The organism is Erythrobacter aurantius (assembly GCF_023823125.1).
GTDB classification, from domain to species: Bacteria; Pseudomonadota; Alphaproteobacteria; order Sphingomonadales; family Sphingomonadaceae; genus Erythrobacter; species Erythrobacter aurantius.
Window position 1 is genome coordinate 2,455,425 of sequence record NZ_CP090949.1, and the last position, 15,571, is coordinate 2,470,995.

A 15,571-nucleotide genomic window follows, 5' to 3' on the forward strand; every position below is an offset into this window, starting at 1 on the left:
ACGCGTCGAAGAGAGGGATAGGGAAGCCGCAATGAACGCGCCCACAACAGATTTACCCAGATTGCAACCCACGCCGGGCCAGTTGGCTCTTGCGGAGGCCGTCAGGGACGGATGCAGCCGCGAAACCGATGTGATCGGCAGTGTGCCTGCCAGCCGCTACACCGACCCTGCGCATTTCGCGCTGGAAAAGGCGCGGTTGTTCGATCGGCTACCGCAAGTGCTGGTGCCAAGCGCGCTTTTGCCCGATCCGGGTATGGCGGTTCCGCATGATGCCACCGGCCGCCCGCTGCTGATCACGCGCGACGGCGAAGGCAAAGCGCACGTCTTCCTCAACGTCTGCCGCCATCGCGGGACAAGGCTGGTCGAAGGCGGCGATGTGCAATGCGCCAAGCGGCTTGTCTGCCCCTATCATGCCTGGACTTACAAGCTTGACGGAAGCCTGCTTGCCCTGCCCCGACCCGAAACCTTCCCCGGCATGCACAAGGGTGATTACGGGCTTGTCAAACTACCCAGCCTCGAAGCCGGAGGTTTGATCTGGTTCTCCCCTGACGCAGCTGCCGATTTCTCCGACGCGGCCAAGGTGAGCGAGGATTTCACCGCTTTCGGAATGCCTGATGCGCACCTGTTCCGGCGCAAGACCCACACGGTCAAAGGCAATTGGAAGCTGATCATGGATGCCTTCCTTGAAAGCTACCATGTCACCCGCTTGCACGCGAACACCATCGGGCCGTTCTTCAAGGACGGGATCACCAGCGGCGATGCGATCGGGCCGCACATGCGCTCTGCCGTGGGCCGGCTGGAGGAGATGGAAGGCGTCGATCTCAACGACATGGCGCAGCTGCGCCGCGTGATTACCTTCGCCTATCAACTGTTCCCCGGCACGGTGATCGTCCCCAGCCCCGATTACGTGAACGTCATGGTGCTGATGCCGCAGGCGCATGATTTGACGCTGGTTGAGGATTTCATGCTGATCCCCGAGGAACCACAAACCGACAAAGCAAAGGATCACTGGGAACGCAGCTGGAAACTGCTCGATGGCGGGGTTTTCGCGAGCGAAGACTTCCGCGCGGCCGAACTTGGCCAGCAGGGGCTGGAATCGGGTGCGGTGAAGGAAATCACGCTCGGCACGCTCGAAGGCGGGATCGCGCGGTTTGATGCGATTGTGCAGGACGCGCTGAACGCCTAAGGCGCAGCGCATGCCAACCAACCCCAAACAGTCCGACGACCGCCCCGAAGGCGATCGCATCGCGAAACTTCTCGCTCGCGCGGGTGTCGCCAGCCGCCGCGAGATCGAGCGGATGATTGCAGACGGACGCATCACACTCAACGGCAAGCCGGTGGAAACCCCAGCAACGTTCCTGCACGATCTCAAAGGGGTCAGCGTCGATGGCAAGCCGGTGGCTGGGCCGGAACCTGCGCAGCTTTTCGCCTTTCACAAGCCCACCGGGCTTATCACGGCGGAGCGCGATCCCGCCGGGCGCGCGACGATCTACAGCGCGCTGCGCAATGCCCTGCCCAAGGATACGCCCCGGCTGATGCCGATCGGCAGGCTCGACCTCAACACCGAAGGCTTGCTGCTGCTTACCAATGACGGCGGGCTGAAACGGCAGATGGAACTGCCATCATCCGGCATACCGCGCACCTATCGCGCACGCGCCTTTGGCGAAGTGTCGCAGGAACAGCTCGAAGACCTGATTGAAGGGGTGGAGATCGACGGCGTGCGCTACGGCTCGATCGACGCCAATCTCGAACACGGCAGTTCGGGCAAGAACAACTGGATCGAAATGACCATCACCGAAGGCAAGAACCGCGAAGTTCGCCGGGTGCTCGAATATCTCGGCCTGAAGGTGAACCGCCTGATCCGCATCGCCTATGGGCCCTTCCTGCTTGGCGATCTGCCGCGTGGGCAGGCAGCGCGGATCAAGAAGGGCGATCTGGATCGCTTCGTGAGCAGCCTCAAAGGGGCGAAGCGCTGATGCGGATCATTGCGGGCGAATGGCGCGGTCGCAAACTGGTCGCGCCCAAGGGCGGCGAAACGCGCCCAACGGCTGATCGCACGCGCGAGGCGCTGTTTTCGATGCTTATGAGCAGGCTTGGCAGTTTCGAGGGACTGCGCGTTGCCGACCTTTTCGCGGGATCGGGCGCGCTGGGGCTGGAGGCATTGTCACGCGGTGCGGCGCATTGCCTGTTCGTGGAGCAGGACCGCGATGCCCTCGCCGCGATCAAGGCCAATATCGACACGCTGGGCGCCCGTTCGCGCACCACCATCGACAGCGGCTCGGTGATGGGCCTGCGCACCCCGCGCGAGGCGGTGGACCTGTTACTGCTTGACCCGCCCTATCGCAGCGGCGCTGGCGAAGTCGCGCTCGACCGAATGCTGCGACTTGGCTGGATCAACGATGCGACATGGATCGCGCTGGAAACCGCATTCGACGAAGAGCCGGAGATCAAAGGCCTCGATGTCGATACCTCGCGCAAGATCGGCAAAGGCCGGATCACTCTGATGCGCAAAGGTGCCGAAGCCGCCTGAAGCAGCGGGGGAGAACCCGCAATGCGCCGGGTTGCGCGGCGATGACTTGTTCTCTACCTGTTCACATTGCACCATGACTACGCCTGCCCCCCTTCCCCCCGGCTCCGCTGCCGCTGTCCCGGCCTATGCCGCGCGGCTCAACCCGCCCCAGCGCGAGGCTGTGCTGACGACGGAAGGGCCGGTGCTGATGCTCGCGGGAGCGGGCACAGGCAAGACCGCGGCGCTGACAGCGCGCCTTGCCCATCTGGTAGCGACAGGCCGCGCATGGCCCAGCCAGATCCTGTGCGTCACCTTCACCAACAAGGCGGCGCGCGAGATGCGCGAGCGTGTGGGTCAGCATCTTGGCCCGGCCAGTGAAGGGATTCCCTGGCTCGGCACCTTCCATTCGATCTGCGCCAAGATGCTGCGTCGTCACGCCGAACTGGCCGGCTTGCAGAGCAATTACACCATCATCGACACCGACGATCAGTTGCGGTTGTTGAAGCAGCTTATCGCCGACAATGATCTTGATGAAAAACGCTGGCCCGCGCGCCAGCTCGCCGGTTTGATCGATCGCTGGAAGAACCGCGGGCTGAACCCCGACGATCTCGATGCGATGGAAAACGAAGCCTACGCCAATGGCAAGGGCGCGGCCATGTACGGGCTGTATCAGGATCGGCTGAAGGCGCTCAATGCCTGCGACTTCGGCGATCTGATGCTGCATATGCTCAACATCTTCCGCAAACATTCCGATGTGCTGGCGGAATATCAGCAGCGTTTCCGGTACATTCTCGTCGACGAATATCAGGACACCAACGCGGTACAGTATCTGTGGCTGCGTTTGCTGGCACAGGCGCACAAGAACATCTGCGTGGTGGGTGACGATGACCAGTCGATCTATTCATGGCGCGGCGCAGAAGTCGCCAATATCCTTCGGTTTGAAAAGGATTTTCCCGGCGCCCACGTGGTGCGGCTGGAGCAGAATTACCGTTCCACCCCGCATATCCTAGGCGCGGCATCCGGGCTGATCCGGGCCAATAGCGAACGGCACGAAAAGACCCTGTGGACCGAGGCAAACGGCGGCGACAAGGTGCGCGTCATCGGCGTGTGGGACGCACCCGAAGAGGCCCGCCGGGTGGGCGAGGAGATTGAACGCCTCGAACGCGAAGGCGCGCCTCTCAATGAAGTCGCGATCCTTGTGCGCGCGCAATACCAGACCCGCGAATTCGAAGACCGCTTCATCCAGACGGGCATCAATTACCGGATCATCGGCGGTTTCCGCTTCTACGAACGGGCCGAAATCCGCGACGCACTCGCCTATCTCCGGGTGATTGCGCAGCCGCAGGACGATCTCGCGTTCGAGCGTATCTACAACCAGCCCAAGCGTGGGCTGGGTTCGAAAACGCTCGAAAAAATGCACAGCCACGCCCGCCGGGTGAGACTGCCGCTGGCCGCGGCCGCGCTGGAGCTGGCCGACAGCGACGAATTGCCCAAGCGCGCGGCCAACACCATCGGCGGATTGCTAAGGCAATTCCTCGCCTGGCGGCAGGCGGCGGAGGAAATGACGCCGGCTGACCTGTTGCGACTGGTGCTGGAGGAATCGGGCTACAACGCCATGCTTTCCGCCGATCGCAGCGCCGAAAGCGCGGGCAGAGCCGAAAACCTCTCCGAACTCGCGCGCGCGATGGAGGAATACGAAACGCTGGGCGATTTCCTCGAACATGTCAGCCTCGTCATGGACAATGATCGCAGCGACGAGGAGGAAACCGTCACCATCATGACGATCCACGCGGCCAAGGGGCTGGAATTCGATCATGTTTTCTGCGTCGGCTGGGAAGAAGGCGTCTTCCCCTCGCAGCGCGCCATCGACGAGGGTGGCCTTGCCAGCCTGGAGGAAGAGCGCCGCCTTGCCTATGTCGCGATCACCCGTGCGCGGCGGCGCTGCATGATCTTTCACGCGGCAAATCGCCGCATCTACGGCCAATGGGTCAGCTCGATCCCTTCACGCTTCATCGAGGATTTGCCGCAGGAGCATATCGAGCAGGAATCGACCATGACGGGCGGTGCCTCGCTATGGCGCGCCAACTGGTCGGAAAACGAAGACCCCTTCGCCCATGTCGCAAGGGATCGCCCGGATCGCGCCCAGACCCGCGGCCCCGGCTGGCGCCGTGCGGTCGCCACCGGATACGAGCCGCAACAGAAACGCCTCGCTGAACCGGGGCGCAGTGCCGCCAGCTTTGCCGCCAAGCCGCGTTCCGACATCGCCATCGGCGCGATGGTGCATCACGACAAATTCGGCACCGGCTGCGTCATCGATCAGGAAGGTAACAAGCTGACCATCCAGTTCGAGGAAGCCGGTGAAAAGCGGGTGATCGACAGCTTCGTCAAAGTGGTGGGCTGACCGCCAAGCGCAAAAAGGGGGGCGCCGGCTTGAGACAATTTCTGTTCTTGTTGCTCATTCTGGCCGGGTTGTGCGCTCCTGCTAATGCCCGCATCGCCGCCATTCATGCCTTTGCCGCCGAAGCCTGGGAGAAATCGGGCGCTCCCGGCGCGGCCTATGCCGTGATCGACGGCGATGCGAACAAGGCCGAAGGGTTCGGCGTGACACATGCGGGCGGCGATGTAGCCGTGTCACCCGACACACCGTTCCGGATCGGCTCGATCACCAAGAGCTTCACCGCGCTGGCGATCATGCAACTGGCCGAAACGGGCTCGCTCACCATTGATGATCCGGTAAGTGATCACCTGCCTGAGATGCGCAACAGCCCGGCAGGTTCGATTACCCTGCGCCAGTTGCTCAGCCACACCAGCGGATTTTCTACGGTTCAGGGCAACGCGCTGCACGATCAAAGCGGGGAACTGCCCCCTACCCTTGCCGCCCTCGCCGCCAGCCTTGGCGAGCAAGGGTCAGCCTATCCGCCCGGCACACGCTGGGAATATTCGAACGCGAATTACCAGATCCTTGGCGCGGTGGTGGAGGCGGTCAGCGGAAGCGGATACGAGGATTACGTTCGCAACCAGATTTTCTCAGCTCTTGGCCTTTCGTCAGGGACGTTCGCCTATGTTGAAACGCCCAAAGGCGCCGCCATCGGCCACCGCCCTTGGTTCGGCGGACACCGCGCCTTCGACGATCACGGCGATTCGCGCCTCAATGCATCGGCAGGGGGCATTCTGATGAGCGCGCGCGATCTCGCGACCTATCTCTCGGTGATGATGAACGGGCAAAGCGATGTGCTGAGCGCCGAGGGCAAGGGGCAAATGCTGCAACCGGCAAGCGAGGCCGCACCCTTCTATGGCCTAGGCTGGTTCCTCGATTCCGCGACGGGCAGCGCCTTTCACGGCGGGCTTGTCCCCGGCAGCGAGGCATTGGCAACCATGATCCCGGCCCAGCGCAAGGGGGTGGTTGTGCTGGTCAACACCAATGGCGGGATCGGCTTTGGCGAAAGCGTCGATTTGCGCGAAGGACTGACGGCATTTGCGCTTGGGCGTGAGTATTCAGGCTCAGGGTCACGCTGGGGGCCGAAGACGGCCTATCTCTCGGTCATGCTGCTGCCGCCGTTCTTTGTCCTCGCCATCATCTGGGGGTGGATGCGCCGCGGGGATATTCGAGCAAAGCGGGCCAATACTGCGGGGCTGTTCAGCCTGTGGTTCCCGCTCGCCGCGATGCTCGCCGTCGCCTTTGTCCTGATCGCGGTGATCCCGCAAATGTTTGGCGGCTCGATCGCGACGATCCTTTTGTATCAACCCGATTTCGGAGCAGGCATGGTCGCAGCGGCCATACTCGCGCCGGTTTGGGCGGTGTTCAGGCTGGCGCTTGCATATCTGCCCTTGCGGCCAGCCCCGGCCTGATCCTCGATAAACGCAGCGGAGCCATGAAAGCCATGCCTGATCTTTCCCGTATCGCTCTGGCGCTTTCACCCATCCTGCTTGCGACCCTGCCGACGGCTCTTCATGCGCACCCTGACCTTGAGCGGGAAACGGCATCGGAGTGCATTTTACCGCCGGGCTGGAGCGCAATCGCTGCGCGCGATCCGCAATTCGTGGTCTTTGGCGAAACCCACGGGACCAAGGAAGCGCCCGCTTTCGTATCCGATCTGGTCTGCGCGCTCGCCGCCAGGGGCGACAAGGTGCTGCTGGCAGTTGAGCACGGCTCAACTTACGACGCACGATGGCAGGAGGCCTGGGCCTTGCCGCAAGAGCAATTCCGCAATGCGGTGCTGCAACATGGTTGGCAGGGTCGTGAAGACGGCGTGGCAAGCATCGCTATGCTTGACCTGATTGTCCGGGCGCACGCCTTAAAGGAAGGTGGCGCACATATCGGCATTGTCGCCTTCAACGGCGCCCGCGATGACGATCAGCGATCCCGGTTTGCCGACCTGCCCAGTCAAGGCCCCCACGAAGCCGCTCAGGCGGAAAACATCGCCGAAGCGGCCGCCGATCGCAATTACGACACCGTCATCGTCCTTGTCGGCAGTCTGCACGCCATGAAAGCGCCCACCAGCATCGGCGGCCCGGAGTTCGAACCGATGGCCGCGCGACTGGCCACCTATGGTCCGGTCGCAACCCTCGTCATGAAGCATGGTGACGGATCGTCATGGAGTTGCCAGTTGGCGGAGGATGCGGAGTTCGTGCCCGGTCAGCCGCTGCCTCAAAATGCAGTGGTGTGCGCCGATCACCCGGCCGGGGGCAGGGACGATTTAGAGGGCGAGCCCTATGTTTCGCTCACAATGCCGCAAGACGATCCTAAGCGCGGGTTTTATGACGGGTTTTTCTGGGTCGGCCCGATCACCGCTTCACCCCCGGCTTTCCCGACAGAGGAATAGTCCTCAGCCCAGCCCCACGTCGAGGAAACCGGGCTTTGGCCCGTTCCATTCGCCGGCGGGGACCGGTTCGTCATCCTCGTCACGGTGACGGTTGCGGCTGTGCCGTTCGGGCTTGGCGCTGCGATCATCGCGCTCGCGCTTTTCACGGCGTGGTTTGCGGGCGTTATCTTCGCCCTCGTCGCTTTCGCTCCGGCGACGGCGGCTTTCGCGCTTTGGCTTTTCTTCGGGCTCAGGCTCGCTGCCGGGCTGCGCCAGTTCGACGCGCACGTCTTCCTTGCCGAACACCTTGATCTTGGCCCCGGTCAGCTTTTCGACATTGGCGATCGCTTCGGCATCTTCACCCGATACTAAGGTGAAGGCGCGCCCCTTGGCCCCGGCGCGGCCCGTGCGGCCGATGCGATGGACGTAATCATCCGGGTGCCACGGCGTGTCGAAATTGAAGACGTGGCTCACACCCTTGATGTCGAGCCCGCGCGCGGCGACGTCGGATGCGACAAGGATATTGACCTCGCCCTTCTTGAACCGGTCCAGTTCCTTCAGGCGCGAGCTTTGATCCATGTCGCCGTGGATTTCGCTGCTGGCAAAGCCGTGGCGCTGGAGGCTCTGATTGAGCTCGCGCACGGTGGTCTTGCGGTTGGCGAAGATGATCGCGGTTTCGACGTGGTCGTTCTGGAGCAGCCAGCGCAGCGTCTCGCGCTTCTTTCGCGCATCCACCGGGATCTTGAACGCGGTGATATCCTTGTTCGTTGTCGCCGCGCGGGCCGTTTCGATCCGCTTTGGATTGCTCAGGAATTTCTTTGCCAGCTTTTCGATCGGCGCGGGCATTGTCGCCGAAAACAGCATGGTCTGGCGGGTTTCGGGCAGTTTCGAGCAGATGAATTCGATGTCGGGGATGAAGCCCATGTCGAGCATCCGGTCCGCTTCGTCGATCACCAGCAATTCGCAGCCGTTGAGCAGGATCTTGCCCCGCTCGAACAGGTCCATCAGGCGGCCCGGCGTGGCGATCAGAACGTCGACGCCTTCGTTAAGGGCCTTCACCTGATCGCCCATCTGCACGCCGCCAATAAGCAGCGCCATTTTCAGGTCGTGATTGGCGCCGTATTTCTCGAAATTCTCGGCCACCTGCGCGGCAAGTTCGCGCGTCGGTTCAAGGATCAGCGAACGCGGCATCAGCGCGCGGCGGCGACCGGCGGCCATCACATCGATCATCGGCAGGACGAAGCTGGCGGTCTTGCCCGTGCCGGTCTGGGCGATGCCGATAATGTCCTTCATCATCAGGATCGCGGGGATGGCTTCGGCCTGGATCGCTGTCGGCTCGGTATAGCCCGCGTCCTCCACGGCTTTGAGCAATTCGGGTGAAAGGCCGAGATCGGCGAATGTCATGTAAGTCAAAATGTCCGGATAGCGGGCGATGCGGGCATCGCCGGGATTTGTCGCGCCAGAAGGGAACGCCCGCTGACAGCGAGGCTGCGCTTGGCGAAAATAAGGGAAAAAGTCAAGAAATGCGCCCGTGGGACGCAGCGGGGAACGTCAGTCGTTCACGGCGACCAGCTGGCGCATCCGTTCCACCTCGCAGCGCGCACCGCTGCGTGACTGCAATTCGTCCCTGTCGACGCAGATCTGGCCGTCCTCGCTCTTTTCGACATAGAATCCAGAATAGAACTCCCGTGCGCGGCAGGCCCGTTCGAGGTTCACGCTGACGATACGATTGTCATTGAGGAACAGCAGCAGCCGGTTGCCATTACCGGTCTGCACCCCGGAAATCCGGTTTACCGGCAGGCAGCGTTCCATCTCGCGCTCTTCGAAACGCGTGGTGAGCCCGCGCGTCGGCAATTGCGCGAGCAGGCTGTTGCGGTTCGCCTCAGGCTGCGGGGAAATGCGGATGATGACGCGTTGTTCGATGCGGAATTGCCGCCATTCCTGTCCCCCGTGGAATGCGTCCAGCGGGTTGGCCGTTTCGGACGCGACCGGGAATGCAGGCGAAAGGGGAGCCTCTGGCGGCTGCTCGTAATCTGGGCCGACAGCCGGAACAAACACAACCCCCTGCCCCATCAAGGGCAGCATCAACGCCAGCGGCGCGATATAGGCAATGAAACTCGGCATGGGGGTTTTCCGAGATGTCCTTTGGGGCAGTTGGTCAGTCGCTGTCTGATCAACCAGCTAGCAAGAGCGATTGAACGCTGGCTTAACTGTCGCCATCTTGCCAGCCCGCAGCATGGACAATGCTGGTGCATTAGCGGCGAAGTGTGGCAAGGAGGCAACAATGACGACACAGACTCGCACCCGCGATTCCTTTCTCGCCGATGCCTCGGCGCTGCTTGGCCCCAAGGGGATTTCGACCGCGCCCGAAGACATTTCACCGTGGCTGACCGACTGGCGGGGTCGCTACACTGGCCGGGCGCTCGCCCTCGCCTCGCCTGCCTCGACGCAGGAAGTCGCCGAGCTGGTGAAGCTTTGCGCGAAACACCACGTGCCGATCGTTCCGCAAGGTGGCAACAGCGGCATGGCGGGCGGCGCGACGCCGGATGACAGCGGCACGGCAGTGCTGCTTTCGCTGCGGCGGATGAACGCGATCCGATCGCTTGATGCGGGCGCGGGTCAGGCGGTGTGCGAAGCGGGCGTGATCCTTCAAACCTTCCACGAGGCTGCAGACAATGCGGGATTGCGGTTTCCCCTGACGCTGGGCGGCAAAGGTTCGGCCACCATCGGCGGGCTGGTGTCGACCAATGCCGGGGGCACGCAGGTGCTGCGCCACGGCACGATGCGCGCGCAAGTGCTGGGAATCGAGGCAGTGCTGGCCGACGGCAGCGTCTTCAACGGGCTGACTTCTCTGAAGAAGGACAATCGCGGGTTCGATCTCAAGCAATTGCTGATCGGTTCCGAGGGCACGCTCGGCATCGTCACCGCGGCAAACTTGCGGTTGCTGCCGGCCACACGATCGCGCGTGACGGCATGGGTGGGCCTGCCCTCGATCATCGATGCGCGGACGCTCTTGCGCCGGGTGGACCGGGCTTTGGGCGATACGCTCGAAGGTTTCGAAGTCGTCCCCGCCCATTGCCTCGACAGCGTTTTGGCGCATCTGCCTGACGCACGCAGCCCGCTCGGCACGCGCCACGCATGGAATGCGCTGATCGAATGCGTGGCAAGCGACGCGGATGATGCGAGTTTGCGCGAAAGGCTCGAGACCGCGCTGGCTCAGGCCGCCGAGGAAGGCTTGCTCGAAGACGCGGTAATCGCCGCGAACGAGCGGCAGGCGGAAGATTTCTGGCTGCTGCGCGATTCCATATCCGGCGCCGAACGCGCGCTTGGCCCGGCGATGCAGCACGATATCTCTGTGCCGGTGGAGCGGATGCCCGAATTCATCCTTGCCGCATCCCCCGCCATCGAAAGCGAGTTCGCAGGAACAACCGCTGTCGCCTTCGGCCATCTGGGTGATGGCAATGTGCATTTCCATGTGCTCGCGCCAAAGGGTGCAACGCCGGGGAAATGGGAAGACGGCGAAGGCAAGGCGATCAGCGCAAGGGTGTATGATATGGTTACCGAGGCAGGCGGATCGATCAGCGCGGAACACGGCATCGGCCAGATGAAGGTCGGCGAACTGGGCCGTCTCGGCGATCCGGTGGCGCTTTCGATGATGCGCAGCGTCAAGGCCGCGCTCGATCCGCTTGACCTGCTCAATCCGGGCAAGCTGGTGCCGCCATCGGACGGATGACACCCGCCCCTTTGCACCCCCCGCTTGCACAGGCGCGGATCAACGCCTAAAGCCCCCCGCATCCGGCGCGTGGGGGTGCGCGAGAGCAATCGTCCCTGTATGCCGCGACCACCAGTTTTCATCCGCTATTTCTCGGAGACATTTCCATGGCCACCGCGTCGCAGCCGCAACTTCCGCTGTTCTACAAAGACCTGCTTCCGCTCAACAGCCGCGATCACGCCGACTGGAAGGTTACCAGCTTCCAGGATGCAGGTTTCCTTGCAAACACCCATGCGATTCCGCTGACGGTTGACGAATTCGTCGATGCGCAGCGCGATTATCCAATCGTGTTCACCGCCGGCGACAACCCGCTGCCGATCGCACTGATGGGCCTGAACGAAGGCGTCAACACCTTCATCGACGACAACGGCAAGCTTGAAGCGGGCGTCTATGTCCCCGCCTACATCCGCCGCTATCCGTTCCTGCTGGCCAAGCTGACCCGCGAAAGCGACGACATGTCGCTGTGCTTCGATCCGCAGTCGGGCGTTGTCGGCAAGCATGACGAAGGCCAGGCGCTGTTCGACGGCACCACGCCGAGCGACTACACCAATGGTGTTCTGGAATTCTGCAAGCGGTTCGAAGAATCGGGCCAGCGCACCAAGGCGTTCATGGACGAGCTGAAGAAGCACGACGTGCTGATGGACGGCGAAATCGCCATCACCCGCAACGACATGCCCGACAAGCCGTTCGTCTATCGCGGTTTCCGCATGATCGACGAAAACAAGCTGCGCGAATTGCCGACCGAAGCGGTCGAAGCGCTCAACAAGAACGGCATGCTGATGCTGATGCACGCGCAGCTGTTCTCGATGAACCTGATGCGCACCCTGTTCGAACGCCAGGCCCGTCAGGGCAAGGTTCCGGCGATGAACGAGGCTGCACCGGCAGGTAACGCCTGATACGGGGCATCTCCCCATCGGGGAACAATTCTGACTGAACATCGACGGGGGTCCTGCGGGTTGAACGCAGGGCCCCCGTTTCCTATTTATTCGTTGCAGGCAGGTACCCCCTCATGACCTGTCTGTGGAACGGTGCCTTCGGGCCCATTCCTCCCTGAACCTGGCCACCTCGTGCTTGCCCCCTAAATCGCGCGAGGTGGCTTTTTCTTTCGGTTTCCCCGAAATTTGCGGCTGTCGCGGGCAGACGCCCCGACACCAGCCTCCTGCCTATTCGGCTGCCTGCGCGGTTTCGTCCCTCGCACCCAATGCCGCCGTATGCGCACCCAGTTCCCGCACCAACCCGGCCAGCATCCGCGCCAGCGGAGCCATCGCCGCGGTCGGCTGTGACAGGGCATCATCGAGATAGGTTGATCGGCACAATTCGATCTGCATCGCGTGGATGCCTCGCGCAGGTTTGGCGTGGCGGTCCAGCACGTAGCCACCCGAATAGGGGCGGTTATGCGCGGCAACACAGCCCTGCTGCTCCAGATAGGCAAATGCGCGGGTCATCAACCCATTGTCGCAGGATGCGCCGAACCTGTCGCCCAGCACGATCTGCGGCGCGATCTCTTCCCCGTCCCTGCCGCCTGCCTGAAGGCGCAAGGGCGGCATCGAATGCAAGTCGATCAGCAGCACCGCCCCCCATGCGTCGCGGATGCGCGTCAATTCGCGTTCGAGGAACAGGTGATAGGGGCGATGGATTTCATCAATCCGGCGATCCAGCTCCGCGCGCGGCAGGCGGTGGCGCCAGATTTCGCCGAAGCCCGGCAGGCGGCGCGGCACCAGCCCCAGCCCGCTGCGCGCGCGGGCATTGGTGCCCGCGATATGCGGCTGCGGCTTTGTGGCACGGCGCGAAGGCCCTTCGATCATTTCCCAGTCGATATCGTCATGCGCCCGGTTGAGATCGAGCATCGCGCGCGGCGCGTGCGCCACCAGCAGGCTGGTGCCTGTCGCGCGGGCAATCTCCACCCCGACCGAATCGACATGGCGATCCTCCAGCCGCAATTGCGACAGCGGCGCGTCGCGCATCAGATTCAGCGTCGCTTCGGGATAGACCCGCCCCGCATGCGGTACGGCGATCACCACCGGCAAGGGCATGGAACGCGGCGCGACATGGACGAAGGCCGGCAGAATACGTCCCTTTTCGTCACGCTCGGTCGCGCTGATCGCTCCCCCGCGCGTCGTCAGGAGTTCCGCCTGTCTGTCGGCACCTGTTGGGATGAGATCGTCATTACCGGGGATGGAATGCATGATGAGCGGTGCTGCCCTGTTTGCTTGCGCGTGTCAAAACATGACAGCGCGGTTCATTCGAGATGGTTCCGGCGTCTCAAAGCTGGCCAATACCGTATTGCGGGAAAGATTTCTTAAGCCCGAGCGTGTAAAGGCCGTTGCCATGACAGCGACTCCCGCCCCCACCCACCGCATCCTCTTGGCCGAAGACGACAATGCCATGCGCACCTATCTGGAGCGGGCCCTGGAAAATGCCGGCTACAGCGTCGTCAGTGTCGATCGCGGCACCGATGCCTTGCCGTTGCTGGAGGCTGAGAGTTTCGACCTGTTGCTGTCCGACATCGTGATGCCGGAAATGGACGGGATCGAGCTGGCTCAGCGGTGTGCGGAAATCAGCCCGCGAACCAAGGTGATGTTCATTACCGGCTTTGCCGCCGTGTCCTTGCGCGCAAGCCGCGAACAGCCACACGCGAAGGTTCTTTCCAAGCCGTTCCATCTGCGCGATCTGGTGCTGGAGGTGGAGCGCGTGTTTGACGATGCGCGCGAGGCGAGCCTCAGGTAAGAGAATTATCGGGTGACGCGGCGCGAATCGCTTGCACAGCGCAATCGCATTCGCTAACGCGCCGCTTCCGCTTTCACCACGAAGCGGGGTTTTGATGGTACGGGCGTATAGCTCAGTGGTAGAGCACTGTGTTGACATCGCAGGGGTCGGGAGTTCAACTCTCTCTACGCCCACCATCGAAAAGGGGCCACGGCCCGATCAAGGCACCGCGATTGCGGTGCCTTTTTCGTTGCGTAGCGGCATTCTGGTCGTTTGCTTTCCTACTGATGCGGTGTTCGCATAAACTCTCGGGATGTCACCACGCCCGCGCCTTTTTCCGAAACCCGCAGCCCATGCCCTTGGTGGCAAGATCGGGGGCGAAGTTTCTTTCCCTTGGACAGTGTTCCATCTGTTCCATCCTGTAGGATTTGCGAAGCACTCGCACCCCCACTTGCACCCTGCGACGCCTCTGCTAGAGCGCCCTCAGGGATCACATCAGACATCTCTGTTGTGCGAAATCAGTCCGAAAGGGTGAGGCAAAAGCCATGCAGAAAATTCAGGTCAAAAACCCCGTAGTCGAGCTCGACGGTGACGAGATGACACGGATCATCTGGCAGTGGATCCGCGAAAGGCTGATCCTGCCCTATCTCGATGTTGACCTGAAGTATTACGACCTCTCCGTCGAAAAGCGCGACGAAACCGACGACCAGATCACCATCGATGCCGCAAACGCGATCAAGCAGTATGGCGTTGGCGTGAAGTGCGCAACGATCACCCCGGACGAAGCCCGCGTCGAGGAATTCAGCCTCAAGAAGATGTGGAAGTCGCCCAACGGCACGATCCGCAACATCCTTGGCGGTGTGGTGTTCCGCGAACCGATCGTGATCGACAACGTGCCGCGGTTGGTGCCGGGCTGGACCGATCCGATCGTGGTCGGCCGCCATGCATTCGGCGACCAGTATCGCGCCACCGACACGCTGATCCCCGGCCCCGGCAAGCTGCGCTTGGTGTTCGAAGGCGAAGATGGCGAGAAGATCGACCTCAACGTGTTCGACTTCCCGTCGAGCGGCATCGCCATGGCGATGTATAACCTCGACGATTCGATCCGCGACTTTGCCCGCGCCAGCTTCAACTACGGCCTCAACCTCGGCTGGCCGGTGTATCTGTCGACCAAGAACACGATCATGAAAGCCTATGACGGCCGCTTCAAGGACCTGTTCCAGGAAGTGTTCGACAACGAAGGCTTCGCCGAGAAGTTCAAGGAAAAGGGCATCGTCTACGAACACCGCCTGATCGACGACATGGTCGCTTCGGCACTCAAGTGGTCGGGCAAGTTCGTCTGGGCTTGCAAGAACTACGACGGCGACGTGCAGTCCGACACCGTGGCGCAAGGGTTCGGCTCGCTCGGCCTGATGACTTCGGTGCTGATGACCCCGGACGGCAAGACTGTCGAAGCCGAAGCCGCTCACGGCACCGTCACCCGCCACTATCGCCAGCACCAGCAGGGCAAGGCGACTTCGACCAACCCGATCGCCTCGATCTTCGCGTGGACGCGCGGCCTGATGTATCGCGGCAAGTTCGACGGCACCCCCGATGTGGTGCGCTTTGCCGAAACGCTAGAGCGGGTCTGCATCCAGACGGTCGAAAACGGCCAGATGACGAAGGACTTGGCGCTGCTCATCGGTCCGGGCCAGAACTGGCTGACGACCGAGCAGTTCTTCGAGGCGATCGTGCAGAACCTCGAAAAGGAAATGGCCAACTGGGCCTGATCCGCGCCACAAA

Annotated in this window: 13 protein-coding genes and 1 tRNA gene; 11 read left to right on the forward strand and 3 right to left on the reverse strand. The window is 62.4% G+C overall.

All coding sequences use genetic code 11. The features are described 5' to 3' along the window. Positions 1–31 precede the first annotated feature (31 nt). The 6 genes from L1K66_RS11765 to L1K66_RS11790 all read left to right on the forward strand — a co-directional run bounded on the left by L1K66_RS11765 (position 32) and on the right by L1K66_RS11790 (position 7,332). Complete coding sequence (locus L1K66_RS11765) at positions 32–1,186, forward strand: aromatic ring-hydroxylating oxygenase subunit alpha (protein WP_252258049.1); 1,155 nt, start codon at positions 32–34, stop codon at positions 1,184–1,186. A 10-nt stretch (positions 1,187–1,196) separates the two neighbouring features. Continuing rightward, positions 1,197–1,976, forward strand: coding sequence for a pseudouridine synthase (locus L1K66_RS11770; protein ID WP_252258050.1), 780 nt, complete (start codon positions 1,197–1,199; stop codon positions 1,974–1,976). After that, positions 1,976–2,530 carry a 16S rRNA (guanine(966)-N(2))-methyltransferase RsmD gene (rsmD, locus tag L1K66_RS11775; protein ID WP_252258051.1) on the forward strand — a complete coding sequence of 185 codons (555 nt, stop codon included), beginning with the start codon at positions 1,976–1,978 and terminating at the stop codon, positions 2,528–2,530. Before L1K66_RS11770 ends, rsmD begins: the two co-directional genes overlap by 1 nt. A gap of 73 nt (positions 2,531–2,603) precedes the next feature. After that, positions 2,604–4,910, forward strand: a complete 2,307-nt coding sequence (locus L1K66_RS11780) for an ATP-dependent helicase (protein WP_252258052.1) — start codon at positions 2,604–2,606, stop codon at positions 4,908–4,910. 29 nt (positions 4,911–4,939) lie between these two features. After that, the gene (locus tag L1K66_RS11785; protein ID WP_252258053.1) at positions 4,940–6,358 is read left to right on the forward strand and encodes a serine hydrolase domain-containing protein; all 1,419 of its coding nucleotides are present in this window, start codon (positions 4,940–4,942) and stop codon (positions 6,356–6,358) included. Positions 6,359–6,381: 23 nt separating this feature from the next. Beyond that, positions 6,382–7,332: a hypothetical protein gene (locus tag L1K66_RS11790; protein ID WP_252258054.1), complete on the forward strand. Its 951-nt coding sequence runs from the start codon at positions 6,382–6,384 to the stop codon at positions 7,330–7,332. Between the two features lie 3 nt (positions 7,333–7,335). Here the strand turns inward: L1K66_RS11790 and L1K66_RS11795 are convergent, their stop codons facing one another. Both L1K66_RS11795 and L1K66_RS11800 read right to left on the reverse strand, forming a co-directional pair. Then, positions 7,336–8,715 carry a DEAD/DEAH box helicase gene (locus tag L1K66_RS11795; RefSeq protein WP_252260503.1) on the reverse strand — a complete coding sequence of 460 codons (1,380 nt, stop codon included), beginning with the start codon at positions 8,713–8,715 and terminating at the stop codon, positions 7,336–7,338. Between the two features lie 147 nt (positions 8,716–8,862). Continuing rightward, positions 8,863–9,435, reverse strand: coding sequence for a hypothetical protein (locus L1K66_RS11800; RefSeq protein WP_252258055.1), 573 nt, complete (start codon positions 9,433–9,435; stop codon positions 8,863–8,865). Positions 9,436–9,595: 160 nt separating this feature from the next. Here L1K66_RS11800 and L1K66_RS11805 point away from each other — a divergent pair, with 160 nt between their 5' ends. Beyond that, positions 9,596–11,044, forward strand: a complete 1,449-nt coding sequence (locus L1K66_RS11805) for an FAD-binding oxidoreductase (protein WP_252258056.1) — start codon at positions 9,596–9,598, stop codon at positions 11,042–11,044. Between the two features lie 146 nt (positions 11,045–11,190). Then, positions 11,191–11,979, forward strand: a complete 789-nt coding sequence (locus L1K66_RS11810) for a SapC family protein (RefSeq protein WP_252258057.1) — start codon at positions 11,191–11,193, stop codon at positions 11,977–11,979. Between the two features lie 267 nt (positions 11,980–12,246). On the opposite strand, the gene L1K66_RS11815 is transcribed toward L1K66_RS11810, so the two are convergent. Further along, positions 12,247–13,269, reverse strand: a complete 1,023-nt coding sequence (locus L1K66_RS11815) for an N-formylglutamate amidohydrolase (RefSeq protein ID WP_252258058.1) — start codon at positions 13,267–13,269, stop codon at positions 12,247–12,249. Between the two features lie 142 nt (positions 13,270–13,411). Between L1K66_RS11815 and cpdR the strand changes: the two genes are divergently transcribed. From cpdR to L1K66_RS11830, 3 genes are all read left to right on the forward strand, one after another. Next, positions 13,412–13,810: a cell cycle two-component system response regulator CpdR gene (cpdR, locus tag L1K66_RS11820; protein WP_034954380.1), complete on the forward strand. Its 399-nt coding sequence runs from the start codon at positions 13,412–13,414 to the stop codon at positions 13,808–13,810. A gap of 101 nt (positions 13,811–13,911) precedes the next feature. Further along, positions 13,912–13,986, forward strand: a tRNA-Val gene (locus L1K66_RS11825). Between the two features lie 348 nt (positions 13,987–14,334). Beyond that, the gene (locus L1K66_RS11830; RefSeq protein ID WP_252258059.1) at positions 14,335–15,558 is read left to right on the forward strand and encodes an NADP-dependent isocitrate dehydrogenase; all 1,224 of its coding nucleotides are present in this window, start codon (positions 14,335–14,337) and stop codon (positions 15,556–15,558) included. Positions 15,559–15,571: the final 13 nt, after the last annotated feature.

Coding starts and splice junctions, on each gene's coding strand:
- rsmD (WP_252258051.1), top strand. CDS start 1,976: ATGCGGATCATTGCGGGCGAATGGCGCGGTCGCAAACTGGTCGCGCCC.
- L1K66_RS11770 (WP_252258050.1), top strand. CDS start 1,197: ATGCCAACCAACCCCAAACAGTCCGACGACCGCCCCGAAGGCGATCGC.
- L1K66_RS11790 (WP_252258054.1), top strand. CDS start 6,382: ATGAAAGCCATGCCTGATCTTTCCCGTATCGCTCTGGCGCTTTCACCC.
- L1K66_RS11810 (WP_252258057.1), top strand. CDS start 11,191: ATGGCCACCGCGTCGCAGCCGCAACTTCCGCTGTTCTACAAAGACCTG.
- L1K66_RS11805 (WP_252258056.1), top strand. CDS start 9,596: ATGACGACACAGACTCGCACCCGCGATTCCTTTCTCGCCGATGCCTCG.
- L1K66_RS11800 (WP_252258055.1), bottom strand. CDS start 9,435: ATGCCGAGTTTCATTGCCTATATCGCGCCGCTGGCGTTGATGCTGCCC.
- L1K66_RS11780 (WP_252258052.1), top strand. CDS start 2,604: ATGACTACGCCTGCCCCCCTTCCCCCCGGCTCCGCTGCCGCTGTCCCG.
- L1K66_RS11830 (WP_252258059.1), top strand. CDS start 14,335: ATGCAGAAAATTCAGGTCAAAAACCCCGTAGTCGAGCTCGACGGTGAC.
- L1K66_RS11795 (WP_252260503.1), bottom strand. CDS start 8,715: ATGACATTCGCCGATCTCGGCCTTTCACCCGAATTGCTCAAAGCCGTG.
- L1K66_RS11765 (WP_252258049.1), top strand. CDS start 32: ATGAACGCGCCCACAACAGATTTACCCAGATTGCAACCCACGCCGGGC.
- L1K66_RS11815 (WP_252258058.1), bottom strand. CDS start 13,269: ATGCATTCCATCCCCGGTAATGACGATCTCATCCCAACAGGTGCCGAC.
- cpdR (WP_034954380.1), top strand. CDS start 13,412: ATGACAGCGACTCCCGCCCCCACCCACCGCATCCTCTTGGCCGAAGAC.